At 66.0% G+C, this 24315-nt stretch carries 21 protein-coding genes; 3 read left to right on the forward strand and 18 right to left on the reverse strand.

Annotation, left to right across the window (positions count from 1 at the left end; translation table 11 throughout):
• Nucleotides 1–149 precede the first annotated feature (149 nt).
• Nucleotides 150–1181 carry a chemotaxis protein CheB gene (locus WCL10_RS08790; RefSeq protein ID WP_336895256.1) on the forward strand — a complete coding sequence of 344 codons (1032 nt, stop codon included), beginning with the start codon at nt 150–152 and terminating at the stop codon, nt 1179–1181.
• Nucleotides 1182–1636: 455 nt separating this feature from the next.
• Here WCL10_RS08790 and WCL10_RS08795 read toward each other — a convergent pair whose 3' ends face one another.
• From WCL10_RS08795 to bchF, 18 genes are all read right to left on the reverse strand, one after another.
• Entirely contained in the window at nt 1637–2692 is a 1056-nt protein-coding gene (locus WCL10_RS08795; protein ID WP_336895257.1) for a fumarylacetoacetate hydrolase family protein, read from the reverse strand.
• Nucleotides 2693–2817: 125 nt separating this feature from the next.
• Nucleotides 2818–3666: a hypothetical protein gene (locus WCL10_RS08800; protein ID WP_336895258.1), complete on the reverse strand. Its 849-nt coding sequence runs from the start codon at nt 3664–3666 to the stop codon at nt 2818–2820.
• Entirely contained in the window at nt 3663–5009 is a 1347-nt protein-coding gene (locus WCL10_RS08805; RefSeq protein ID WP_336895259.1) for an FAD-binding oxidoreductase, read from the reverse strand. The genes WCL10_RS08800 and WCL10_RS08805 overlap by 4 nt, the downstream gene beginning before the upstream one ends.
• On the reverse strand, nt 5006–5722 hold the full coding sequence (locus WCL10_RS08810; protein WP_336895260.1) for a TetR/AcrR family transcriptional regulator: 717 nt from the start codon (nt 5720–5722) through the stop codon (nt 5006–5008). Before WCL10_RS08810 ends, WCL10_RS08805 begins: the two co-directional genes overlap by 4 nt.
• A 314-nt stretch (nt 5723–6036) precedes the next feature.
• On the reverse strand, nt 6037–7257 hold the full coding sequence (gene hemA, locus WCL10_RS08815) for a 5-aminolevulinate synthase (RefSeq protein WP_336895261.1): 1221 nt from the start codon (nt 7255–7257) through the stop codon (nt 6037–6039).
• Nucleotides 7258–7298: 41 nt separating this feature from the next.
• Nucleotides 7299–8084, reverse strand: a complete 786-nt coding sequence (gene puhE / locus WCL10_RS08820) for a putative photosynthetic complex assembly protein PuhE (protein WP_336895262.1) — start codon at nt 8082–8084, stop codon at nt 7299–7301.
• Nucleotides 8078–9103 (reverse strand): magnesium-protoporphyrin IX monomethyl ester (oxidative) cyclase, encoded by a 1026-nt coding sequence (gene acsF, locus WCL10_RS08825; protein ID WP_336895407.1) that lies wholly within the window; start codon nt 9101–9103, stop codon nt 8078–8080. The genes puhE and acsF overlap by 7 nt, the downstream gene beginning before the upstream one ends.
• A 110-nt stretch (nt 9104–9213) precedes the next feature.
• Nucleotides 9214–9501: a hypothetical protein gene (locus WCL10_RS08830; RefSeq protein ID WP_336895263.1), complete on the reverse strand. Its 288-nt coding sequence runs from the start codon at nt 9499–9501 to the stop codon at nt 9214–9216.
• Entirely contained in the window at nt 9501–9983 is a 483-nt protein-coding gene (puhC, locus tag WCL10_RS08835; protein WP_336895264.1) for a photosynthetic complex assembly protein PuhC, read from the reverse strand. The genes WCL10_RS08830 and puhC overlap by 1 nt, the downstream gene beginning before the upstream one ends.
• On the reverse strand, nt 9980–10609 hold the full coding sequence (gene puhB, locus WCL10_RS08840; protein ID WP_336895265.1) for a photosynthetic complex putative assembly protein PuhB: 630 nt from the start codon (nt 10607–10609) through the stop codon (nt 9980–9982). The genes puhC and puhB overlap by 4 nt, the downstream gene beginning before the upstream one ends.
• The gene (puhA, locus tag WCL10_RS08845; RefSeq protein ID WP_336895266.1) at nt 10606–11382 is read right to left on the reverse strand and encodes a photosynthetic reaction center subunit H; all 777 of its coding nucleotides are present in this window, start codon (nt 11380–11382) and stop codon (nt 10606–10608) included. Before puhA ends, puhB begins: the two co-directional genes overlap by 4 nt.
• A gap of 76 nt (nt 11383–11458) precedes the next feature.
• A complete protein-coding gene (locus WCL10_RS08850; RefSeq protein WP_336895408.1) occupies nt 11459–12859 on the reverse strand; it encodes a BCD family MFS transporter in 1401 nt (466 codons plus the stop codon).
• Nucleotides 12860–12906: 47 nt separating this feature from the next.
• Nucleotides 12907–13632, reverse strand: a complete 726-nt coding sequence (bchM, locus tag WCL10_RS08855; RefSeq protein ID WP_336895267.1) for a magnesium protoporphyrin IX methyltransferase — start codon at nt 13630–13632, stop codon at nt 12907–12909.
• Nucleotides 13632–14522: a ferredoxin:protochlorophyllide reductase (ATP-dependent) iron-sulfur ATP-binding protein gene (gene bchL, locus WCL10_RS08860; RefSeq protein WP_336895268.1), complete on the reverse strand. Its 891-nt coding sequence runs from the start codon at nt 14520–14522 to the stop codon at nt 13632–13634. The genes bchM and bchL overlap by 1 nt, the downstream gene beginning before the upstream one ends.
• Nucleotides 14523–14534: 12 nt before the next feature.
• The gene (locus WCL10_RS08865) at nt 14535–18236 is read right to left on the reverse strand and encodes a magnesium chelatase subunit H (RefSeq protein WP_336895269.1); all 3702 of its coding nucleotides are present in this window, start codon (nt 18234–18236) and stop codon (nt 14535–14537) included.
• Nucleotides 18226–19809, reverse strand: coding sequence for a ferredoxin:protochlorophyllide reductase (ATP-dependent) subunit B (gene bchB, locus WCL10_RS08870; protein WP_336895270.1), 1584 nt, complete (start codon nt 19807–19809; stop codon nt 18226–18228). Before bchB ends, WCL10_RS08865 begins: the two co-directional genes overlap by 11 nt.
• Before the next feature lie 4 nt (nt 19810–19813).
• On the reverse strand, nt 19814–21118 hold the full coding sequence (locus WCL10_RS08875) for a ferredoxin:protochlorophyllide reductase (ATP-dependent) subunit N (protein ID WP_336895271.1): 1305 nt from the start codon (nt 21116–21118) through the stop codon (nt 19814–19816).
• Nucleotides 21115–21687, reverse strand: a complete 573-nt coding sequence (gene bchF, locus WCL10_RS08880; RefSeq protein WP_336895272.1) for a 2-vinyl bacteriochlorophyllide hydratase — start codon at nt 21685–21687, stop codon at nt 21115–21117. The genes WCL10_RS08875 and bchF overlap by 4 nt, the downstream gene beginning before the upstream one ends.
• A gap of 149 nt (nt 21688–21836) precedes the next feature.
• Between bchF and WCL10_RS08885 the strand changes: the two genes are divergently transcribed.
• The gene (locus WCL10_RS08885) at nt 21837–22865 is read left to right on the forward strand and encodes a cobalamin B12-binding domain-containing protein (RefSeq protein ID WP_336895273.1); all 1029 of its coding nucleotides are present in this window, start codon (nt 21837–21839) and stop codon (nt 22863–22865) included.
• A gap of 13 nt (nt 22866–22878) precedes the next feature.
• The gene (ppsR, locus tag WCL10_RS08890) at nt 22879–24300 is read left to right on the forward strand and encodes a transcriptional regulator PpsR (RefSeq protein ID WP_336895274.1); all 1422 of its coding nucleotides are present in this window, start codon (nt 22879–22881) and stop codon (nt 24298–24300) included.
• Nucleotides 24301–24315: the final 15 nt, after the last annotated feature.

Below are 24315 nucleotides of genomic sequence, written 5' to 3' on the forward strand. Positions count from 1 at the left end.
GCAGCAAAGGGCGGCTTGCCCCGGACTTATGGTGAGATACGTAGGTCCGTGAGGAGGATTTGCTGGTGCTGCTGGGGCTAGCTGTGCCTGCAACGGCGCCGGCAAGCGGGCGCGCTCAACAGGCCCTTAACAGGAAGGTCAGCCTCCTCATGCACGAAGCCCGGGTTCTCGTGGTCGACGATTCCGCCGCGATGCGCGCGCTCTTTTCCGACATTCTCGACGAGGCGAAGAATGTCCGCGTCGTGGGTGTTGCCGCCAATGCAGGCGTCGCGCGCGAACAGATCGCCGAATTGAAGCCCAACGTCATCACGCTCGACGTGGAGATGCCTGGGATGAGCGGGATCGAGTTCCTCGCCGAGATCATGGAGACCAATCCGCTGCCGGTGGTGATGCTTTCGAGCCTCACCCAGGCGGGGACGGAAACCTCGCTCAAGGCCTACGAACTGGGCGCGGTGGAGTGCTTCCCCAAGCCGCTCAAGGCGACGCCCGAGCAGTTCAGCAAGACGGTGGGCAAGCTCGGCAAGATCGTGCTCGCCGCCGCCAACAGCAATGTGCACGACCGCAAGGCGCGCAGCGAGGCCAAGGGCGCGGCGGACGTCGCCTTCGAATGGAACGGGCGCATCGCGGCGTTCAGCGCCTCGATGGGCGGGATTGACGCACTGACGACGATCCTCGGCAGCTTTCCCTCCAATTGCCCGCCAACTGTGGTGTGCCTGCAAGCCGAGCCGATGGTGGTGGAAACCTTCATCAAGCGGCTCGACACCGACCTCAAATGCAACGTGCGCGCCGCGAAGGACGGCGCGAGCCTGTCGCCGGGCACGATCCACATCGCGGCGGACCCGGAGCGGCATGTGGTGGTCGAGCCCGGCCAGCCCGCGAAAATCCGCCTGATGCAGCGCGATCCCGTCGATGGCGCGCGGCCGTCCGCCAACCTCCTGTTCGGCTCGATCGCGCGTGGCGCGGTGCCGGCGGTGGGCACGGTACTGACCGGCATGGGCAACGACGGCGCCCGCGGCCTCAGGCTGATGCGCGACGCCGGGCTCGACACCCTGGTGCAGGACCGCGCGACCGCGATGGTCCCCGAAGCCCCCACCGCCGCCATCGAACTGGACGCGGCAGCGCGCGAAGTGGGCCTGGGCGATCTGGGCGCGGCGGTGCTGAAGGCCTGCGCGATCGGCTGATGCGATTTTACGGTTACCCCTAGCGTTCTCAACCACCGGAACGCCACTTTGGCCCGTCCCCGCCTTGCGTGGGGGCGGGCTGATTTTTTTGGGCAGCTTTTGCAGACATTACGGTTGGGCAGATGGACAGCGGTCGCAGTGGAATATCGGACAGCCGATGCGTTGCTTCGGCTTGCGACCAGACCCGGTCGTTTCTGTCTCCTACTGCAAACAGCCGGTCCAGACAGAAGATGCCGATAAGGCACTTAGAAGCGGTCGTTCGGCAATGCGCCACCTTTCGGACATTGGGGTGCAACCGCAAATCACACGCATGCCGACGTTCGGTTGTTGGCGCTTTATCGGCGGGAATTGGGGACTCTGCTGAAAGTCAAATTGAGGACGCACCACTTAGATAAGCCGCCGTATTTCCCCTGAATTGAAGCATGCTCACTCCGGTCATGGAAGTGATCGGTTCGTCACTGGATGCGATTCTCGAGCGTGCCCAGTTGCTCGGCCCGGATGGTAACGACATCGCCCGGCTGCAAATAGCCGCCAGAGGCGCGGTCATCAGCGATAGTCCGCTCGATGATCGCCTTGATCGGGCCGCTACGGCCGAATTTTGCCACCCAGTCAAAGGTGCCGCGCACAAACGTCGCAGGCCCCGGACCCTGGAAGATTGTCCCGGCAGGCGTCCCTGCCAGAACCAGCGTACGATCGGGCAGGATACCTGCGCGGCTGACCGGCAGACTTGCGCTGCCATCGCGCCATTTCCAGACGACACCAGCCCGTTTGGCCGTTTCGACCAGCAAGCGGTCAAGGTCCCATATCCACTTGGTTACACGGGTGTGCTGCCGTTCCTCGCCATTCACGGCAAGGTGAAGCTCCAGCGGTTCGACAAAGGCCTTCATATCTCGCGGCACCACGAACAGGTCGCCAACGGGCAGGAAACCGGCGCCGCTCTTGCCATCGGTAAAGCCCTTGCCCGATGAGGTGTCGCTTGTATCCACCCCGCGCAGCAAGGCGGCCCGATCGGTAACATCGTTGCACAGGATCAGCCCGCCCTTTGCACCTGCATTGGCCTGCAACGGCCCCAGCGTAACGAAGCACAGCTCGACTTCATAATCGAGCAGGCCTTTGCTGGCCGGGATCGCGGCGCGTGATGCTGTCGGCTGGGCGACCTTGGCGAACATGAAGGGGCCGCTTTTGACTTTGGCTTCATCGGCATGCTCGGGATAGTTGGTGGCGACGGCCGCGTGAACGGCGCGTAGATCGACTGGCACGGCGAGGGTTGCGGCATCGTGGCTGACGCTTCTTCTGGCTGCTGCGATAAATCCGGCGATCGCCTCATAACCGAGGCGTTTGTACGCCGCGATGGCATCTTCGCCGGGACGAAGCAGCGGTGTCAGATCGATACCGGTCACCACGCCATCACGGTAGCGGGTGACGGCTATGGTCTGTGCGTCGGCACCTGCACCCGATCGGGCGAACGTGAGCGCTCGGTCAGGCGGCGCGATAGCAATTGTTGCGCGCAAGGGCGTTGTCGGGGCGGGTCGCGGCGGAACGCGCACTGGTTGCGGTCTAGACCCGACGAAACCCGCTGCAGCGCCGACCGTAATCAACGCGATGGTTGCCATGGAAAGTATGCGCATGTCTGGGCCTATCGGGTCGCAGAGGCGTTGCTGCTGCCAGAAAACTCGGCATGTAGCGCGGGCAGAAGCCTAGCCAGGTGCGGCATTTCTTCGGCACAGTGGACCAGCAACGCTCTTGCGTCACCCTCGCCGAGGCGCTGCACCAACTTCGCAATCGGTGCCGCCAGGCTGCCAATCAGATTGCGCCCGCCGACGTGCCGACCGCCCATCCAGAAGCGAGAGCGCATCTCGCTCCCCCCGGCTACTGCGCGGACATGATGGGCCAGATAGCCGATATCGATCGGCGCATCGCCCAGCCCGATGCGGGCGCAGACGATGGTAGCCCGGGAATCGTCATCCAGACTGCGGTCGGTAAAACCAAGCGACGCGGGCGGCACAAAGTGGATCGCGCCGCGGATCAGGGTGCTGCCGATGTATTCGTCAACGATCGAGGTCTGGCCGATGTAGAGCGCGCGGCCGCTGGTGCCTGCCGGCGGCGTTTCGCGCCACCCGACATGGACGTGCGCCTGCGGATGCCAGAGCTTGTATTTGGCCGGGGTATCGCCGTGCCACCCGAACCACCAGTCGACCATGGCGGGGGTCACGCCGGGCATTTCGGTGCGGACGCTGACGCGCATTCCGCCATCCGGCGTGAGGACAAAGCCATCCTCCAGCACTGCTGCACCGCCAAACAGATTTTCCGATGCGTCCTCAAACCCCGGCAGGAGTGGTGCCGGCACGCCGCCCCGATCCAGCGCCGCACTGACATGAGGTGCCACCGGAGCCATCAGGGGATTGAAGAAGCGCGCGAACGGCTGGGTCGCATCGGCGGCGTGATATCCCAGATAGCGCCCGGCAATGGGTTTGCTGCTCTTCATGCCACGCGCCCCATGTAAGGATTGAACAGGCCGTCCGGGTCGTATCGCAAGCGCAGTGCGTCGAGCCGGGCGAGATTGGCGGGCGCCATGAACGGTGCCGGTCGGCGCCCAAGGTTTTCATCGGCCAACTGGATGCCGATGCTGTGTTCCTGCAACGCGCGCATGTGGTCGGTCGCCCAGCTTTCATCAGCGGGATTGGCCACTGTGCTGCCGCGCAGCCCGCCATAAAGCGCAAGATAGGTTCTTGCCTCGAGCGAAAAGGCCATGTCGGGGCGGTCTGCCGGGCCGTTCCAGTTGAGCCACAGCGCATGGCTGGGAGCGGCTGGCTGGGTGTCGGCGATACGCCGCAGGGCCGGAAGCAGCGGCTCGATTGGCGTGTTCATCCACATGCTGTCGGCCGTCCAGCGGGTGTTCGGCAGGAACAGAGTGCGTTCACCGCCTTTCATCATCATGCCCAGCGAGACCGGCAGCAGCGGAAGGGTAAAGCTCGCAAGCTTGCGGATCGGGCTCTCGTCGATGAACGCGACGGCCGCGCGCGCCTCGCGCCAGCTATCAGCGAGCACCGGTGTCAACACCTGGAGGCCATGCGCGAAGATCCCCATGGCCTTGCGGTCGAAGACGAGCTGGAACTCGGCAAAGGGGGCGACCGAAGGGCCAACCTGATCCGCCCATGCCATGACGGCTTCGAGGTGGCGGATGCGGAAGACCTGGATCTTCATCCCTACAAATTTGGGGCGCGGCTGAAGCCTCAGGTAAAAGCGCACGACGACGCCGAAAAAGCCAGGGCCGGAACCGCGTGCTGCCCAGAGCAACTCGGGGTTTTCGGTTTCGCTGGCATGGACCAGGTTGCCGTCGGCCAGAACGACATCGATGCCGATCACGCTCTGGCACGCTAGCCCCGAGGCCCGGCTGTTCCAGCCAAAGCCGCCCTGCAGCAGGAACCCGCCCATGCCGACTGTGTAGGCATGGGCTACCGGGAAGAAGAGTTTGTGCTTCACCAGCGCTGCATTGAGTTTGCCGGCCAGACAGCCGGGGCCGATCGTTGCCGTGCGCTGCGCAGGATCGATCACAATGCTGTCGAGGCGCGAGAGATCGATCAGCATGCCGCCGTCGCGAATGTGGTTTTGCGCCCAGCTGTGCCCGCCTGAACAGATGCCGATGGTCAGGCCCTGATCCCGGGCTTGCCGCACTGCGTCCACCACGTCAGCGTCGTCATTGGCCTGAACGATGAGCGTCGGGCGGCGGCCCGGATCTTGCGCGTTGAAGCTGGTGCCGAGCAGCGCCGCGTCAAAGCCCGCCTCGCCCTTCGCGATGGTCCGGCCTGTATTCCCGCCTCGCTTCATAGTGATTTCCCCTCGGGAAGCCGAGCTGGCGGAAGCGCCAGCCAGCGCAGCGGCAACGCGGGGGCAGGGCCAAACGCAACCGCCTCATGGCCCAGCGCCGCCGCGGCGGCTGGATCAAGCCCGAGCCATTCGAGCAAGCGGGTCGTTGCCGGTTCGATGTCGGAGATTGCCAAAGTTTCGCGATGCAGATCGAGCGCGAGGCCGCTGATCGCGCCCGACACCATGCTCGTTGTCAGGTCGAGGTCGGCAAAAGCAAACCGGCCAAGCTCCTGGCCTTCTGCAAGATCGAGCGCCAGTCGCAGCCGCAATTCCGTAATGAGACTGCCAGCAGGAAGTCCAACGTCATAAATCAGGCGGCCGAGGCCCGGCTCGGTTGCCACCATCCGCAGCGTCTGCCGTGTGATCCGCGCGAAGCGCAGCGCCGGATCAGCCAGATCCGGGGTCAACCCAGCCATTGTCACCGCATGGCTGGCGCCCAGAAGTTCCCCAAGATCGGCAATCAGGGCAGTGATATCCTGATAATAATTGTAGAACGTCGCATGCACGACCCCGGCATGATCGGTGATCTGGCGAATGCCGAGCGCCGCCGCCGTCTGCGTCATCAAGAGCGACTGCGCCGCCACGAGCAGTTGGTCTCGCGTTCTGGCTCGTTTGGAGCCGTGCAAACGTGCGGTAGAAAGAGTCATAAATTGACGTAATATCAAAAATGGCATTACGTCAATTAAATTTGTGAATCGCTCGTTTCTGATCCGCAACCTCTGACCACGAAAACTCGGCTTTGGCTGATCTCAGCTACCACGGCACTGATACGGCCACTGGCCGAGTTGCACTCGCGGTGCGAAGCTGGTCGGGCAAAAGCTGGGTGACGGCGATTGGCAAAGAAGCTGCCGTAGAACGCACCACGAGGGAATGACTGGTAAGTCCAGACGCCAGCCACCCTGCCTTGCGATCACACTCAAACGATCCGCAAACAAGAAACCCGGCCCCCCGCGCCTGCGGGGAGCCGGGCTCATTCTTTCAGCTCACCTCAAGCCGCGTGGCTGCGCCGCGCCAGCTCGCACTGCGACCAGATGTCGCTCAGCGCTTCCAGCAACCGGTCGATATCGCCGTCGGTGTGGACGGGTGAGGGCGTGATGCGCAGGCGCTCGGTGCCGCGCGGCACGGTGGGATAGTTGATCGGCTGGACGTAGATGCCGTGGTTGTCGAGCAGCCAGTCGCTGATCATCTTGCACTTGCGCGCGTCGCCTACCATCACCGGGATGATGTGGCTCGGGTTGTCGAGGTGCGGGATGCCCAGCGCGTTCAGCTTGCGGCGCACGTTGCTCACGCGGTCGCGGTGGCGGGCGCGTTCGTAGCCGCTCACCTTGAGGTGCTTGATGCTGGCGCAGGCGCCGGCGGCGAGCGCCGGGGGCAGGGCGGTGGTGAAGATGAAGCCCGAGGCGAAGCTGCGGACATAGTCGCACAGCGCCGTCGAGGCCGCGATATAGCCGCCCATCACGCCGAAGGCCTTGCCCAGCGTGCCCTCGATCACGTCGATCCGGTCCATGAGGCCATCGCGCTCGGCCACGCCGCCGCCGCGCGGGCCATAGAGGCCGACGCCGTGAACTTCGTCGATGTAGGACAGCGCGCCATGCGCCTCGCACACTTCGACGATCTCGCGGATCGGGGCGATGTCGCCGTCCATCGAATAGACGCTCTCGAACGCGACCAGCTTGGCGCGGCCGGGGGCGACCTGCGACAGCTTGCGGTCAAGGTCGCGCCAGTCGTTGTGATTCCAGATCACGCGCTCGGCCTTGCTGTGGCGGATGCCCTCGATCATCGAGGCATGGTTGCCCGCGTCCGAGAACACGACGCAATCCGGCAGACGCGCGGCGAGCGTGCCCAGCGCCGCCCAGTTCGAGACATAGCCCGATGTGAACAGCAGCGCGTTTTCCTTGCCGTGCAGATCGGCGAGTTCGGCTTCGAGCAGCGCGTGGTGGCGGTTTGTGCCCGAAATGTTGCGCGTGCCGCCGGCCCCTGCGCCGCATTCGTCGATCACGGTGTGCATCGCCTCAAGCACCTTGGGATGCTGGCCCATGCCGAGGTAGTCGTTCGAACACCAGACGGTCACTTCCTGCGTGCCGCCGTCCACATGGCGTGTCGCCTTGGGGAAGGAGCCGCGATGGCGCTCCAGTTCGGCGAAGACGCGGTAGCGCCCCTCGCCCCGGATGCCCTCGAGTTCCCCTGCAAAAAAGGCCTCATAATCCATGGCCAAGATACCCCTTCCCTTTATAATTCCGGCCCGAACGCTCAGGCACCCAAATGATCGTGTCGGCGGGGCAGCGCCCACTTCCACAAGGCACCGTCGCGAAACGGCAAGGCGAGAAACACGTGTTCGATGGCGCCCAGGGCGGCAAACGCGAAAAGCAGGCTGGCGCGCACCGCCTCCGGGCTGCCGGCCGGCGCGGCGAGCGCCGATGCGCCCAGCGCCCAGGCAAGCCCGGTGGTGGCGACCAGCGCGCAGCCCAGCACAGCCGAGAAGTGGCGCGGGCCGAAATAGCTGCACAGATATTCGAGGTGCGGCGGCAGCAGGTCGCCGATCTTGTTCGGCACCCCGGCAAACAGCGTGAGCTTGCTGGTGAGGCGCAGCGCGAAAAGCAGCACGAAGATCTCTGCGCCCGTGGGGTTGGGCGAATTCCAGCCCAGCGAGAGCAGCATGAGCGCGGTGAGCGCAAGTGCGATCTCGTGGTAGATCAGCGTGGACCCTGCATCGATGAAGCGGTCCCAGCCGCGCGCGGCAGGGTTGCTCGGCTCGCGCCGGGGGCCGGCAACCGCGCCCATCAGGAAGCTCGCCTCATGCCAAGACCACACCATCAGCGCGCCGACGAAGCCGATATAGGCCCCGGCCATAGTCGGCATGACCGAGCCCACCACGACCGCGATCAGCCCGGCAACGCCGCCGGCTCCGGCCAGCGCGAGGCTGCGCGGAAACGTTGCCCGGTCGCGGTTGTCCAGCCACGCGATCAACCCGGTGGCGAAAAACCACACGAGCAGCGTAACCACCATGGGCACGGCGTGGCCGGAAAAGCTTACCACGAAGGCTGCATCCTCACCGAAGCAGGCAGCGCGTTTTCCCGGGTGCGATGGAAGTACATCCGTGCAAACGCGAGCCCGGCAGCGGCGACGCCGGTGTAGCGCTGGAACGCGCCGACCACCCCGCCGCGCGCCTTGCCGGCGGCGATGCGATTGCTGGCCTGCAGCAGGTCATCCATGCGGCGGCGGAAGGCCGGATCATCGGTTTCCAGCTCGATCGGGAACACCTGGCGGGTGATCGCAGTGCAGACCGAGAAGACCTTGTAGTCATACTCGGTCGGATCGACCCCCAACGCGGCATGGAACACCGGCCGGGCATGATCGCGCACATACATCGTGGCGTAGACCGAAAGCAGGAAGAAGCGGATCCACAGCCGGTTTAGGCCGGTCAGCAGCTTGGGGTCTGCGCGCATGAGCAGGGCAAACGCCTCGCCGTGGCGGAACTCGTCGTTGCACCATTCCTCGAACCACGAGAAGATCGGGTGGAAGCGGTACTCCGGGTGCTTCGCAAGGTGCCGGTAGATCGTGATGTACCGGGCATAGCCAATCTTTTCAGAGAGATATACCGCGTACCAGATGAACTTCGGCTTGAAGTAGGTGTACTTCTTCGATTTCGTCAGAAAGCCGAGGTCGACGCCGATCCCGGCATCCTTCAGCGTCTCGTTGATGAACCCGGCATGGCGGCTTTCATCGCGTGCGAGCAGCTTGAACAGCATCTTCATATCCGGATTGCGCGTGCGCCGCGCCATTTCGGAATAGAGCACGCAGCCGGAAAACTCAGAGGTCATCGAGCTGACGAGAAAGTCGGTGAACTCCTCGCGCAGGGCGGGCTCGAGCCCTTCGATGATCCCCTCGAAGCTCTCCGTGCGCTTGAAGTGCAGCTTGTTGCGGTCCGCCTGCATCTCGGCGATCAGGTCATCCCACTCGGCGCGCACCGGTGAAACGTCGATCGCATCGAGCGCGGTAAAGTCGGTGGTGTAGAAACGGGGGCTCAGCACCGTTTCGGCGCGCGCCATGGCCATCGTGTCAAGCTTGGCGCTGCTGCCGTTGTCGATGTCGAGGCCGGCTGCCGCTGCCGCGCGGCTGAACTCCTCGTGCTCGGACGAGTTCGGGTCGATCCTGGTAGGGGCGTTCATGACAGTCTCCCGGGCGTGAAGCTGACTTCATAGAGTTCGGTAAGGTCGAGATAGGCGGCAAGCTTGATCCAGAGCCTGACAAGCGGACCTGCCCGCGTGACGGTTGCCATCCGGTCGATCGCAAGGCTTTGACCGAAGTCAACGCGGATCGGCGCGCCATGAACCATCACGCGGTCACCGGGCTGGAGCTCGATATCGCCGGCCAGGCGCACATGCGCATGGAACTGCTCGGCAGTCTGCTCGATCTCGATCCGGCAGGGAGTATCGAAGCGGCTCGAACCCATCAGCGTGCCGCTCCCTTGAGCATCACGGAAAAGGCCTCGCGATTATCGGGTCCGAACGAGCCGAGCTCGATCGAGCGGCCGGTTGCCTTGTCTTCAAGGCTGAGCGTGCCGTTGCGCCACAGCGTCAGGGTGAAGGGCGGGGCCATGCCGACCCCGCGCATGTGCCGCTCGCGCGCCATGCCGCGCATCACGCCGCGCACGAAGCCGTTGCCGGGAACGCCGTCGAGTAGCACGCGCACGATCTCGCCGGTCGAAGTGTCGCGTACCACGACGGCGCCGTCACCGCGGTCGGTGAAGGACAGCATCCGCACCTCGGTCGGGGCGACATGCGCCTCGGTCCTCGCGGCGGCTGGTACTGCCTCGCGGTTCAGCACCCCGACCTTGACCAGCGCGGTGAGCGCGATCGCGGTCAGCACGAGGATTGCAGCCGAAGCCACGGCGTGCTTGGGGATTGTCTGTTCGTGATCGTGAGCCAGGCTCATGCTGCTGCCTCTCTTGCGCCGAGTACGGGCCGCGGCGCTGCTGCGGCAGGGACCGCTTCGCTGCGCTGCTGCACCGGCACGATCGCGGCGGCTGCCCGCGCGAGAATGCCGGCCGCTTCGGCTGCATCGGGGAGCGCACGCAGCATGGGCTGGGGTGCGGCGAAGCGCAGCGGCCGGGCATGCGGCCAGAGCATCGCGTAGCCAAGCATGCTCGGCCCCAGCGGAACCAGCGCGATATCGCCGGTCTTGCCGCCGAGCCCACGCAAGTCGGCCGAGGCCAGCTTGGTCAGCGGCAGGTTGATGCATTTGCTGAGCGCGACGCCGATACGCAGCACAACCCGGCGATTGGTGATCGTATAGACCGTGCTGCGCGCCACGAGCAGGGCGAAGCCATAGGCGAGGCCGACTGTGAGCAGCCCGAAGCCGGCCGTAATCAGCGCGCCGAGCGGTGTACCGCTGACCAGCGCCCAGGCCACGAGCACGGTGAAGTACGCACCGATCCAGCGTGTCTTGAGCGCGCTGCGAGCGAACACCATGGCATCCGGTGTGCCCTGCCAGAGGATCGCCTCACCTGGAGGCAGATCACCCGGCAGGCCGCGGATTGGCTCGATTTCGTGCTCCCTCACAGGATCGGCTCCTGACGGCCGGCGTTGGCATAGAGATAGCCGCCGCCGAAGTAACCGATCACGCGCTCTTCCTCGTAGCGGGTGATCTCGCCTGCGGTTTCGAGTTGCGGCACGCCTTCGTAGTCGGCCGCGTTGATCGCCGTGATGCTGACGCCGCGCGCGCTCACGCTGGCCATGGCCATCGGGGCGAGAACGGTCTTGCCACCCGGTGTTTCGACCGCAAGGTAGCGGATCTGGTGCTCGGCGCGATCGACCCACAGTTCGGTGACGGTACCGGCAACCTTGCCGTCAGCCGCAATGACCTGCATGCCGCGCGGATCGTGGCTGCCGCTCCACACCGAGATGTGGGGCTCACTCGAAAGCGGCACGATGCGCGGACGGCCATGTGCGTCCTGATCGGGCCACTTGGCGCGGTTGGCGTAGGCTGCGGGGCCCACGCCGTCGGCCAGCGGATTGCCGGTGGGTACATAGGGCGCCCCGGGGAAGTTCTCGAAGCGCTTGGCCGCGATGTCCACCGGCTCGCGGCCTTCGGCGCGGCCGACGGGTGCGACTACGGTTCCGCGATCAAAGGGCAGCAGGAAGCGCTTTGGCAGCGCGGTCGACAGCGGACCGCCGACGCTTTCGATAATGCCGCTGATTTCGTGCTCGAGCGGATATCCCTCGCGCCGGTCTTCCCGGCGCAGCCAGAAGATCAAGGCCACGAAGAAAAGGAAAAACGCTGCGAGCGTAAGCTCCGCCACGTCAATCGAGCCAACAATATATGCGCTTTTCATCGAACTTTCCTTTCCCGGATCAGGGCCCCGGAGGCCGCATTCCCCACCGCCACCAAACTCTTCACGCGAAACTCAATCATGTCGGAAACTCGGGCAGCACCATCTGCCCGCTGGGCAGTTCTCCGCCGATGCCGATGCGTTTGCCCGCCAGCGGCCCAAGGACCACCAGCGCGGCAATAAGCATCAGAATTTCAAGGCTGTAGACCGTGGCATAGCCCGCCGCGCGGCCGCCAGCGCCACCGCCGAGCAACGCTACGGTATCGCGCAGGATGCCCCCGACCGCGAGGGCCGTGCCCGCCGCAGTGGCCTGCACCGCGCCCCAAGCGCCAAGCGCCACACCGGAATCGCCGCGCTCTGCAAGCGACATGGCCGCGATCAGCGTGCCGACCGAGAACAGGCCGATGCCAAAGCCGATCGCGCCGGCCCCGATCGCCAGCAACTGCGGCGCGACCAGCGGGGCGGCCAGCAGCACGAGCATGAAGGCGCAGATGCCGCACACAAGCCCGCCACCGGCGAGGCGCAGCGGATCAAAGCCGCGCTCCAGCACCCGCGTCGAGATCGAGAAGCCGAGGATTGCCCCCATCGCCCAGGAGCCGGTGAGCATGGTCGTCGCGCCTACGGTCAGGCCCAGAACTTCCGCGCCATAAGGCTCGAGCAGCGCGTCCTGCATGGCAAATGCCGCCGCGCCAAGCCCGATCGCACAGAGCAGACGCACGGTGTATTGCTCGGCCACGAAGCTGCGCCACACATCGCTGAAGGCAGGCTTCTCGCGGTCATGTGCGGTGGCACCCGGGTTGCGGCCCTCCTGCTTCCACAGCGCGACGATATTGAGCACCAGAGTGATCACCGCCGCGCCCTGGATCACCTGAACGAGCCGGGTGGGGCTGAACGGAACGAGCAGGCCGCCGATCACGAAGGCCGAGACCATCATGCCGATGAGCAGCATGACGTAGAGGAGGGCGACCGCACGAGGGCGCTTGTCGGGCCGGGCAAGATCGGTGGCGAGGGCAAGGCCCGCAGTCTGTGTGACGTGAAGCCCCGCGCCCGTGAACACAAAGGCAAGCGCGCCGCCGATGAGGCCGGTATAGAACGTGCGCGCTTCGCTCATGAGCAACAGCGCGAACGGCATGATCGCCAGACCGCCCCACTGCATCAGCGTGCCGAACCAGATATAGGGCACGCGCCGCCAGCCGAGCACCGAGCGGTGGGTGTCGGACTTGTGGCCGATCAGCGCGCGCAGCGGCGCGAAGAGAAGCGGCATCGCGATGAGCATTGAAACGAGCCAGGCCGGGGTGTGCAGCTCGACAATCATCACGCGGTTGAGCGTGCCGTTCAGCAGCACCGTCGCCATGCCCACGCTCACCTGAAACAGCGCAAGCCGCAGCAGACGCGAGAGCGGCAATTCCGCAGTCGCGGCATCGGAGAAGGGCAGCCAGGTCAATGCAACGCGCGTCCACTGGCCCGCAATGCGCGCCATGCGGCCCTGTCCGGGCGTTTCAACAAGGGCGGGGCTGCCGCTCATTGTCAGTCGCGCACCAGTTCAAGAGCGTTGGAAATGTAGAAGCCGCGGCCGATCCGCTGGCGGCGCGCCACGCGCCAGCCTGGCAGCGCGGCGCCGATCAGGCGCACGAGGTGCGGTTCGCTGACGGGCACGATCGCCGGCGCGCGGTCGCTGCGCGGGAAGAGCAGGCCCATGGTGTGCATGGCCCGCAGCATCGGGGTGGCCGGCGCATGGGTGAACACGATCGAGTGATCGCAGCGCTCTGCCAGCGAGACCAGCGTCGCGACAATGTCTTCCGGCCGGTAGTGGATCAGCGAGTCCATCGCGACGACATGGTCGAAGCGGCCGTGTGCGGGATCAAGCATGTCCCCCACGCGCCAGTGGATGCGGCCGTGACCGAGAAACGAGGGCTGGCGCTCCTTGGCAATGGCGACGAGGCCGCCTGCCACATCGACGCCGACCACTTCGGCGCCGCGGCGCGCGGCCAGCACGCTGAGCGCGCCGGTTCCGCAGCCGGCATCGAGCACGCGGGTGCGGCGCAGGTCATGCGGCAGCCAGCTCAGCAGCACATCGCGCATCGAATCGCGGCCCGCGCGCACTGTGGCACGGATGCCGCTGACCTTGGCGTCCGACGTCAGGTCGATCCACGCCTTGCGCGCAGTGCTGTCGAAATACGTCGTCAGCTTGTCGCGCTGCTGCTCGAAGCGCTTGCCGTGGTGATCGAAGCCGGAAGGTGCGCGCGTCGCCATTATTCGAACCCCAGGAAGTCGAAGATGTCGCGGTCCTTCATCGCCTGCGCATCAAGGGCAGGAGCTCCGGCCCAGAGCGCGCGGGCAAGATTGAGGTATTCCTCGCGCGCGGCGATAACGTCCGGGCTGTCGGGCATTTCGAACAGCGTGCACTTCTTGAGCCGCGAGCGGCGGATCGCATCGAGATCCTGGAAGTGCGCGAGGCGCTTCAGTCCGGTGGCGGTGTTGAAGCGGTCGATCTCGTCGGTATTGGCCGAACGGTTGGCTACGACGCCGGCAAGCCGCACGTCATAGTTCTTGGACTTGGCGTTGATGGCCGCGACGATGCGGTTCATCGCGAAGATGCTGTCGAAGTCGTTCGCCGTCACGATGATCGCGCGTTCGGCATGCTGGAGCGGGGCGGCAAACCCGCCACAGACCACGTCGCCCAGCACGTCGAAGATCACGACGTCAGTGTCTTCCAGGAGGTGATGCTGCTTGAGGAGCTTCACCGTCTGTCCCACGACATAGCCGCCGCAGCCGGTGCCCGCCGGCGGACCGCCTGCCTCGACGCACATCACCCCGTTGAAGCCTTCGAACATGTAGTCCTCGGGCCGCAGTTCCTCGGCGTGGAATTCCACGGTTTCGAGCACGTCGATCACCGTCGGCATCAGCTTCTTGGTGAGCGTGAAGGTCGAATCGTGCTTGGGATCGCAGCCGATCTGCAGCACGCGGTGTCCGAGCATCGAGAAGGCGGCGGAAAGGTTCGACGAGGTGGTCGACTTGCCGATGCCGCCCTTGCCGTAGACGGCAAAGACCTTGGCATTGCCGATGCGGTCTGCAGGATCGAGCCGGACCTGCACGGAACCGTCGCCATCGGGCTTTCTGACGGGGGGATCGAGAAGCGCCATGTGTGTTTTCCTTTATGCCGCGACGGCCACGACACCCTCGGGGATGACGCCTTCCAGGCGGTCCTCGAGTTCGTCGCTTGCGGCGTGGAGGGCTGCGAGAGTGGCTTCGTCGGGCGCCCAGTACTGGCGCTCGACAGCTTCGATCAGGCGGTTCGCAACGCGGGCCGAGGCACGCGGATTGAGCGCGGCCATGCGTTCGCGCATCGCCGGATCGAGGACATAGGTTTCGCTGATACGCTGGTAGACCCAGGGATCGACTTCGCCGGTGGTGGCCGACCAGCCCATCGTGGTGGTGACATGACCCTCGATCGCCCGCACGCCTTCATAGCCGTGGCGCAGCAGGCTTTCGGTCCAGACGGGATTGAGGATGCGGGTGCGGGTTTCGAGCGCGACCTGTTCCTGCAGGCTGCGCACCTTGCCCGCGCCCTGGGTCTGGTCGCCGATATAGACCGGCGCGGTCTCGCCGCCCTTGGCGCGGGTCACGGCGCGGCTGATGCCGCCCAGCGCATCGACATACTGGTCGATCGAGGTGATGCCGAGCTCGACGCTTTCGAGGTTCTGGTAAGCGCAATCGACCGTCTTGAGCGCCGACGCAAGGATTGCGGCCTGCCGCACGGGCACGCCCTTGACCCCGTAGGCATAGCCCTTCTGGCGTTCGAAGCTGTCGGCCAGTTCGTCCGGATCGGTCCAGGCGCCATTGTCGATCATCAGGTTGACGTTGGCGCCATAGGCCCCCTGCGCATTCGAGAACACGCGCAGCGCAGCGGTCTCGAAATCGCACTGATGCTCGTTCTGGTGGGCGATGGCGTGGGCCCGCACGAAGTTGAGTTCCAGCGGCTCGTCAGCACTCGCGGCAAGCAGCGCAGCTTCGGCGAGCATGCGCGTCTGCAGCGGCAGCAAGTCGCGGAACACGCCCGAAAGCGTCGCGATCACGTCGATCCGCGGGCGGCCGAGTTCTTCCAGCGGCACGAGCTCCGCACCGGCAAGGCGGCTGTAGCTGTCAAAACGGGGCCGCGCACCGAGCAGCGCGAGGACCTGCGCGATCTGCGCGCCTTCGCTCTTGAGGTTGTCGGTGCCCCACAGCACCATCGCGACGGTTTCGGGCAGGTGGCCGGAATCGGCCATGCTGCGCTCGAGCAGCTTCTTCGCCTGCTCCGCGCCGTCCTTTACCGCAAAGGCCGAAGGCAGGCGGAACGGATCGAAGCCGTGGATGTTGCGACCCGTGGGCAGAATTTCCGGCGCGCGCAGCACGTCGCCGCCCGAGACGGGGCGGATGAACCGGCCGGCGAGGGCGCGGACAATGCCGTCGAGTTCGTGGTTGGAGGAAAGCGCGGTGTTGAGCGCGGCCATTTCCTTCAGCAGCGGGCTGTCGAGCCGCAGCTTGCCGTCGACCAGCGCTTCGGCCGTTTCGGGCGAAAGAGGGTGTCCGCGGGCCTCGGCGGAGGCGCGGACCATGTCGATGCGCTCCTCGCGGCTCGCGGCCAGCCCCGCCACGTGGAGCCCCTGCGGGATCAGTTCACGCTCGATCTCGTAGAGCCGGGCGGCAAGGGCGGGCACGTCGCTGCCATCAAGATCGAGCGTTCCGGCCTGTTCGGCGATCAGTTCGGCCAGAAGCCCGGCCTGCTCGTCGCCCGGGGGCAGCGAGCGCCAGCGCTCGACCGAGGCCTTGAGGTCGGCGAGGCCCTTGTAGACGCCCGAGCGGGTGAGGGCGGGGGTGAGATAGCTCACCAGCGTCGCGCCCGAGCGGCGCTTGGCCAGCACGCCTTCGGAAGGGTTGTTGGCGGCGTAGAGGTAGATATTGGGCAGATCGCCGATCATGCGATCCGGCCAGCATTCAGCGGTAAGGCCGGTCTGCTTGCCGGGCATGAATTCAAGGCTGCCATGCGTGCCGAAGTGCAGCACTGCATGGGCCTGGAAATCCTCGCGCAGCCAGCGGTAGAACGCGGCGAAGGCGTGGCTCGGGGCGAACCGGCCCTCGAACAGCAGGCGCATCGGATCGCCTTCGATGCCGATGGCGGGCTGGATGCCGACGAAGACATTGCCGAACTGCGCGCCAAGGATCTGCACCGCGCTGCCATCCGATTGCAGCTTGCCCGGGGCGGGGCCCCACGAAGCCTCGATTTCGGCAAGCCAGGTCTCGCGCGACACGATCGAGTCGGCGGTGACGCGGGCATGGACATTGGCCTCGGTGCCATAGCGCGCGGCATTGCCGCCAAGGATCGCCTCGCGCAACGCGTCGACGCTCTCCGGCACTTCGACGCGGTAACCTTCCGCCGCCAGCCGCTGCAGCGTCGCGTGGAGCGATTCGAACACGCTGAGGAACTGCGCCGTGCCGGCCGCGCCCGCACCCGGAGGGAAGTTGAACAGGACCACGGCCACGCGCCGTTCGTCTGCCGCCGCGCGGGCGAGATCGATCTGCTTGACCACGCGCGCGGCGAGTGTCTCGGCGCGTTCGGCGCAGCTTTCCATCTGCCGCACGCCGGTTGTTTCGGCGCCGGCAAAGGTGCAGCCACGCGTGCAGCCGGTGCAGGCCTCGCCGCTGCCGTCCGAACGGCCGCCGAAGACCATCGGCTGCACCGCGCCGTCAAGCTCGGGGATCGCGATCATCATCGTCGATTCCAGCGGCAACAGCCCCTGCGGGTTCGCGCCCCAGGCCTGCAGCGTCTGGAACTCGACCGGATGCGCGGCGATATAGGGGCGGTCCAGCTTCGCCAGAATGGCCTCGGCCGCAGCCGTGTCGTTGTAGGCCGGGCCGCCGACGAGGCTGAATCCGGTGAGGTTGACCACCGCATCGACCGTGGCCTTGCCGTCCTTCATGAACAGCTGCTCGATCGCAGGGCGCCCGTCGAGCCCGCCCGCAAAGGCCGGGATCACGTTGAGACCCTTGGCCTCCATCGCCGCGATCACGCCGTCATAATGGCGCGCATCCTTTGCCAGCACGTAGGAGCGCAGCATGAGCAGGCCCACCGTGCCGCGCGTGCCAGTCGCCTTGGGCAGCGCCGCCGCCGTCGCCGACATGCGCGGGGTCATCGCCGGGTGATAGACCCCGACTTCGGGATATTCGCGCGGCGCTTCGGCCTTCATCGCGCCGCGCAGGGCAGCGCGCTCGCCGCAAGCATAGCGGTCGATCAGCGCGCGGATCATGTCCACCACGTTGTCGTCGCTGCCCGCCAGCCAGTATTGCAGCGTCAGGAAGTAGGCGCGCACGTCCTGCGCGGTGCCGGGCACGTATTTCAAGAGCTTGGGCAGGCGGCGCAGCATGGCCATCTGGCCCTTGCCCGAGCTTGCACCCGGCTTGCCCGAGCCGCGCAGCTTCTTGAGCAGCGCCATCATGCCCGTGGCGGGCTTGTCCATGCGGTAGTCGCCCATGCGGGTGAGCTTGACCACTTCGCCCGCAGACATGAGGCCGACGATGGCGTCGCAATGCTCGCGCCGGGCCTCGAGCGCAGGCATCACCGCGCGGATATGGTCCTCGAGGAAGAGCATCGTGCACAGGATGATGTCGGCCTGGGCAATGTCCTCGCGCGCGGCATCGAGCGTGCCGGGCTTCTCTTCCCAGTCGGCTGCGGCGTGGAAGCCGATCGAGACGCCCGTCCCGGCCCGCGCGAACTGCCCCTGCGCGCGCTGGAACGCGCCCGAGAGGTGGTTGTCGAGCGTGATGACGACCACACGGACCGGTGTATCCGGGGTGGTGAGGGGAGCCTTACCGCGCATAGTGGGCTTTTGCCTCGTAGAGCGTGTCGAGCGTGATAGCCGCCAGGCCCATATCGTTCGCGTACTTCTCGGTGTTGCGCTTGGCCTTGCCGCGCACGAAGAACGGAATCTTGCGCAGTTCGCGCGTCGCCTCGTCGGTCCAGCCCGGCTCGCCGTCTTCGGCCTGAGCCGCTGCGACCGGCTCTGCCAGAAGGATATCGCCCGCCGGTGCCGCAGCCGCCGCGGTCTCGCGGGTCGCCGGAGCCGAGCCGTGCAGGTGCGAGGGCCCGGCACTGTCGCTGAACTCGAAGTCGTCGCGGAACATGGTGAGGAGGTGCTCCTCCAGCCCCATGACCAACGGATGCACCCAGGTGTCGAAGATCACGTTGGCGCCTTCGAAACCCATCTGCGGGCTGAAGCGCGCGGGGAAATCCTGCACGTGGACCGGCGCGGAAATCACCGCGCAGGGCACGCCGAGACGCTTTGCGATATGCCGTTCCATCTGCGTGCCGAGCACGAGCTCGGGCGCGGCGGCGGCAATCGCTTCCTCGACGACGAGGTGATCGTCGGTGATCAGCGGTTCGACCCCGTATTCCTTGGCAGCATTGCGAATGTCGCGGGCGAATTCGCGGTTGTAGCAACCGAGGCCGCAGACCGTGAAACCAAGCTCTTCATGCGCGATGCGCGCGGCGGCGACGGCATGAGTGGCATCGCCGAAGATGAAGACGCGCTTGGCCGTCAGGTAGGTCGAATCGACCGAGCGGCTCCACCACGGCATGCGCGAGGAGGGGTCATCGAGTGCGGGCGCCGGATCGACCCCGGCGAGCGCGGCGACCTCGGCGATGAAGGCGCGCGTTGCGCCGACACCGATCGGCACGGTGCGGATCGCCGGCTGGGCGAAGGTCTTGTCGAGCCAGCGCGCCGCCTCGTCCCCGATCTCGGGATAGAGCACGATGTTGAAATCGGCCGCGCCGATGGTCTTGATATCGCTCGGTGAGGCGCCAAGCGGAGCGACCAGGTGTACGTCGATGCCGAGAAGGTCGAGAATGCGCCGGATTTCGCGCACATCGTCGCGGTGGCGGAAGCCCAGAGCGGCGGGGCCAAGCAGATTGACGCGCGGGCGGCGGCCTTCGCGCGGGGCGGGGCGCACCGAGGTATCGGCAAGGCTGCGCACGATCTGGTAGAACGTTTCAGCAGCGCCCCAGTTTTCCTTGCGCTGGTAGCTGGGCAGTTCGAGCGGGATCACCGGGCAGGACAGGCCCATGTTGAAGGCAAGGCCGGCCGGATCGTCCTGGATCAGTTCGGCCGTGCACGAGGCGCCGACCAGCAGTGCTTCGGGCTTGAACCGCTCGACCGCATCGCGCGCCGCGTCCTGGAACAGGCTTGCGGTATCCTTGCCCAAATCTCGGGCCTGGAACGTGGTGTAGGTCACGGGCGGGCGGGCACTGCGCCGCTCGATCATCGTGAAAAGAAGGTCCGCGTAAGTATCGCCCTGCGGCGCATGGAGCAGATAGTGCACGCCGCGCATCGCCGTTGCGACCCGCATGGCGCCGACATGCGGCGGTCCTTCATAGGTCCAGACGGCGAGTTGCATGGGCCTAGATCCTCAGCACGTCGCGGCGGCGCAGCGGCCGGGCGAACAGTTCGGCGAGGTCACCCGCCTGATCGAAGCCGTGAACCGGTGAGAACACCAGTTCGATCGACCACTTGGTGGCAAGGCCCTCGGCCTCGAGCGGATTGGCAAGGCCCAGCCCGCAGACGGTGAGGTCGGGCCGGTCGGCGCGGACGCGGTCGAGCTGGCGCTCGACGTCCTGGCCCTCGCTGATCCGCGTCCCCTCGGGCAGGCCGGCAAGGTCTGCGGCAAGGTGCGCGCGGTGCAGGTAGGGCGTGCCGACTTCAACCGGGATCATGCCCAGTTCGGTGGCGAGGAACCGGGCAAGCGGGATTTCCAGCTGCGAATCCGGCAGAAAGGTGATGCGCTTGCCCTCAAGCAGGGGGCGATAGCGCTCCAGCGAACGCTTGGCGCGTTCACGGCCCGGAGCGATCACGCGGTTGACGTGCATCTCGTCTATGCCGAAGGCGGCGGCGGCGGCTGAAAGCCACGCTGCAGTGCCGTCGGCGCCGAAGGGGAAGGGCGCATCGATCCGCACCGCGCCCCGGTCTTCCAGCGCACGGGCGGTTTCACCAAGGAAGGGCTGCGCGAGGAGGTAGCGGGTGTTCGGTCCGACTGCCGGAAGCTGCCCGGCGCGGCGCGCGGGCAGCACGCCGACGCGGGCAATGCCCAGCTCGGCGAAGAGGCGCAGGAACTGGTCCTCGACGATATCGGGCAGCGCGCCGACGAGCACCAGCGCGGGCGCCGCATCCGGGGCCGCTTCGGGCATTTCCGGCACAAGCGCAGTCAGGCAGGCGTCCTCGCCCTCGGTGAAGGTCGTCTCGATCCCGCTGCCGGAATAAGCGAGGATGCGCACGCCCTCGCTGGTCTCGCTGCGCATGTGCTTGCCGCCGAGGCGCTGCGCGGCATTGCCCAGATCGAGCTTGATCACTTCGCTGGGGCACGAGCCGACGAGGAACAGCGTGCGGATTTCAGGCCGGCGGGCCAGCAGCCGGTCGACCACGCGGTCGAGCTCGGCGTGGCAATCGGCAAGGCCCGCGAGATCGCGCTCTTCGATGATTGCTGTCGCAAAGCGCGGCTCTGCAAAGATCATCACGCCCGCCGCCGATTGCAGCAGGTGGGCGCAAGTGCGTGAGCCGACGACAAGGAAGAAGGCGTCCTGCATCTTGCGATGCAGCCAGACGATCCCGGTCAGCCCGCAGAACACTTCGCGCTGGCCGCGCTCGCGCAGTACGGAAAGGCCGCCATCGCGCGGGTTCTCGGCTGCGGCCAGGGCCTGGGCGGGGCTCATGCGGCGATCCCCGCGATCTGGCCGGGCAGCGCCGTGGCCCTCGCCTGCAGCCGCGCGGCCCGCAGCTTCAGCACGAACTGCACGGCGTTGACGACGTAGGTGAGGTAGGCCGCGAGCGCGACGGTAAGGCGGGCCTCGACCGTGCCGATCTTGCCCAGCAGCATCACGAGATAGACCGTGTGCAGCGCAATCACGAGCATCGAGACCACGTCCTCCCAGAAGAACGCGGGGGCAAAGAGCCATTTGCCGAAGACCACCTTCTCCCAGATCGAGCCGGTGACCATGATCGTGTAGAGGGTGAGCGTCTTGGCGATGACCGAGAGATCGGCGGCAAAGGCGCCTTCACCGGTAAAGAGGCAGCGCAGCACCAGCACCAGGCTGACCAGAAACACCACGAACTGGAAGGGTGCCAGCAGGCCTTGCACCAGCGTCCAGACGGTTTCGTCGCGGCGCCGCTGCTCTTCGGGCGTATAGAGGGAAGGCCCCGTCTGGAGCGGTTCGCGAGCATTCTGCCGGTGGTCCGATCCGGACCCAGTTCCGCGCAGCGCCTGCATACGACCTTCCGACATTCTGGTGTGCCCCATCCTCTTCGCAACCAGCAGCTTACGACTCGTTCCAACGGACTGTCAATAAATTTGGACGACAAGAAAAATTGACATCATAGGGTTTGCCAAGGCCCCCGATTGGAGTTACGTCTTGGGGACGGGACAGAGTCGGAGTGTCGTTTACCCCTATCCCCGAGCGGTCGTTTGTGCCGCGGCAGGCGGGAGAGTCTGACATGGACTTGGCGGTAGGTAAGAGTGGGCCAGGGCCCCGAACTGCGGAGCAGCCCGCCTCGCATGATGAACACGCAATCAAGCATGCCAATGCCAAACAGGTCGGCGCCAAGCAGGTGAGCGATCGCCGCAAGGGTGACGGTTCCGGCGGTGGTCGGTCCAACGCCCCAAGGCGCCAGCGCGGCAGGTCCATCGCGGCGCTCAGCACCCTGATCGAGGGTGAGATCATTCCGCAGTTGCTTGTTGCGCACCGTTTGCGCCCGGGCCGCCTGCCTGTCGCGGGCGGCGGGGTGATTACCCCGGACGACCTCGCCACATTCGCGGCGCTGCCGCTTGTGCTTCAAGCTGATGAACTGCTCGTCCATGTCGAGCAGTATCTCGACCGTGGGATCGGCATCGATGCCGTCTTTGTAGATCTTCTCGCGCCCGCAGCGCGCCGTCTGGGTGAACTGTGGGAAGAGGACGCGTGCGACTTCCTCGACGTCACGATCGGTCTCTGGCGGTTGCAGGAAGTGATGCGCGAAATCGCCTGGGGCAGCCCGATCATCACCGGCCCGCTCAGCGCACCGCGCCGCGCCCTGTTCGCCCCGATGCCCGGAGAACAGCACAGCTTTGGTGCCACAATGGTACACGAAGTGTTCGTTCGCGCCGCTTGGGACAGCGAGGTTCTGGTTGCCCCGGAAATGCGGCAGCTGATCGCTAAAGTTGCCAACAAGGCTTATGATCTCGTCGGCTTGACCGTATCTTGCGATGTGACTACCGAATCCCTCGCAAGAACCATCAAGGCGATCCGAAGCGTGTCCATGTGCCAAGATGTTAGTATTCTGGTCGGTGGACAAGCAGTTAATGCCAATCCGGCACTTGCGATCGAAGCCGGAGCCGATGGGTCCGCAATGGATGCCCCCGGAGCGCTTGCTCTCGCCAACCGGTTGGTCGGCGCGGTCGGGCGCCAGATCGTGAACGCCGGCTAGGGCCGGTTCCACGGTGGTAGAGCCCGAACGCGCCCTTGCGGACAAGACGCTTTTTACCCGACGAGAAGCCGCGTTCGAGTCGCTTGGGCCGGCAGACGCCTTGCGTCTTGTGCTGGCCGCCGGCGATGTCACCCTTTCCCTCGATCCTGATGGCCGTATTCTCGATGTGGCGGCCAACCGGCAGGATTTTCCCGGCTGTGACAGCTGGATCGGCCACCCGTTCGAAGCCGCGGTAACCGTCGAAAGCCGCAGCAAGGTCAGGGACATGCTGCTGGTCGAGGTGGGCGGGGCAAGTAGCCGCTGGCGCCAGATCAATCACACCAGCCCGGCCGGCGACATTCCGGTGCGCTATCTCGTGATCAGCCTCGACGGAGGCCAGCGCCTCATCGCGGTCGGGCGCGACATGCGCCATGCCGTGGTGCTGCAGCAGCGCCTGCTCCAGGCCCAGCAGTCGCTCGAACGCGACTACATGCGCCTGCGCCAGATCGAGACACGCTACCGCCTGCTGTTCGATCTTTCGACCGAGCCGGTGCTGCTTGTCGAGGCGGACAGCCACCGCATCCAGGAAGCCAATCCCGCCGCGCATGCCCTGCTGGAAGCGCGCCCCGGCAGCCTGGTTGGCGCCAAGCTCACCGGGCTCGTCGCCCGCAGCTCGCGCGATGCGCTGATCGCCTATCTCGGCGCGGTGCTCACCACGTCCGAAGTCTCGCCGCTCGCGGTCGAGCTCGAGCGGGCGCGCCAGCAGCTCACGATCACGGCGACGGGCTTCCGCCAGCTCGGTGGACGTTACCTGCTCGTCCGCCTCGGCACCGCGACCGCGCGCACGCCCGAAGGCGCCGCCACGCTGCTCGATATTGTCGAGCGCATGCCCGATGCCTTCGTCGTCGCCGATGCGCGCATGCGCATCATCGCGGCCAACATCGCTTTCCTCGAACTCGCCCGCGCCGCCTCGCTCGATCAGATCCGCGGCCGTCCGCTTGGTGAGTTCGTCGGCCGCCCGGGCATCGACCTCGATCTGATCGAGGGCCAGCTCACCAAATACGGCCTTGCCCGCAACGTCAGCACCGTGGTGCGCGCGCAAGGGTCCGAACTGGAAGAGCCGGTCGAGCTTTCGGCTGTGCGCACTTCGGGCGACTCGCCCTGCTATGGCTTTGCCATCCGCGAGATCGGGCGCCGCCTGCGCGATCTGCCGCCCACGCCGCTCGATCTGCCACGTTCGGTCGAGCAGCTGACCGAACTCGTCGGCCGCGCCTCGCTCAAGGAAATCGTGCGCGAAAGCACCGACCTGATCGAGCGCCTCTGCATCGAGGCGGCCCTTGCCTACACCTCGGACAACCGCGCTTCTGCGGCCGAAATCCTCGGCCTCAGCCGCCAGAGCCTCTATTCGAAGCTCCACCGCTACGGCCTTGGCAACCTGGTTGGCGAGGGCGACTAGCTTCCCGCACCAAGT

Source organism: Novosphingobium sp. (genome assembly GCF_037133355.1).
GTDB lineage: Bacteria > Pseudomonadota > Alphaproteobacteria > Sphingomonadales > Sphingomonadaceae > Novosphingobium.

Excerpts from the sequence above, each read along its gene's own strand:
- WCL10_RS08810 (WP_336895260.1), bottom strand. The coding sequence starts at position 5,722 with ATGCCATTTTTGATATTACGTCAATTTATGACTCTTTCTACCGCACGT.
- bchF (WP_336895272.1), bottom strand. The coding sequence starts at position 21,687 with ATGTCGGAAGGTCGTATGCAGGCGCTGCGCGGAACTGGGTCCGGATCG.
- WCL10_RS08830 (WP_336895263.1), bottom strand. The coding sequence starts at position 9,501 with ATGGGTTCGAGCCGCTTCGATACTCCCTGCCGGATCGAGATCGAGCAG.
- puhA (WP_336895266.1), bottom strand. The coding sequence starts at position 11,382 with ATGAAAAGCGCATATATTGTTGGCTCGATTGACGTGGCGGAGCTTACG.
- bchB (WP_336895270.1), bottom strand. The coding sequence starts at position 19,809 with ATGCAACTCGCCGTCTGGACCTATGAAGGACCGCCGCATGTCGGCGCC.
- WCL10_RS08800 (WP_336895258.1), bottom strand. The coding sequence starts at position 3,666 with ATGAAGAGCAGCAAACCCATTGCCGGGCGCTATCTGGGATATCACGCC.
- WCL10_RS08850 (WP_336895408.1), bottom strand. The coding sequence starts at position 12,859 with ATGGCGCGCATTGCGGGCCAGTGGACGCGCGTTGCATTGACCTGGCTG.
- WCL10_RS08790 (WP_336895256.1), top strand. The coding sequence starts at position 150 with ATGCACGAAGCCCGGGTTCTCGTGGTCGACGATTCCGCCGCGATGCGC.
- puhC (WP_336895264.1), bottom strand. The coding sequence starts at position 9,983 with ATGAGCCTGGCTCACGATCACGAACAGACAATCCCCAAGCACGCCGTG.
- WCL10_RS08805 (WP_336895259.1), bottom strand. The coding sequence starts at position 5,009 with ATGAAGCGAGGCGGGAATACAGGCCGGACCATCGCGAAGGGCGAGGCG.
- hemA (WP_336895261.1), bottom strand. The coding sequence starts at position 7,257 with ATGGATTATGAGGCCTTTTTTGCAGGGGAACTCGAGGGCATCCGGGGC.
- acsF (WP_336895407.1), bottom strand. The coding sequence starts at position 9,103 with ATGGCCATGGCGCGCGCCGAAACGGTGCTGAGCCCCCGTTTCTACACC.
- bchL (WP_336895268.1), bottom strand. The coding sequence starts at position 14,522 with ATGGCGCTTCTCGATCCCCCCGTCAGAAAGCCCGATGGCGACGGTTCC.
- WCL10_RS08875 (WP_336895271.1), bottom strand. The coding sequence starts at position 21,118 with ATGAGCCCCGCCCAGGCCCTGGCCGCAGCCGAGAACCCGCGCGATGGC.
- WCL10_RS08865 (WP_336895269.1), bottom strand. The coding sequence starts at position 18,236 with ATGCGCGGTAAGGCTCCCCTCACCACCCCGGATACACCGGTCCGTGTG.
- bchM (WP_336895267.1), bottom strand. The coding sequence starts at position 13,632 with ATGGCGACGCGCGCACCTTCCGGCTTCGATCACCACGGCAAGCGCTTC.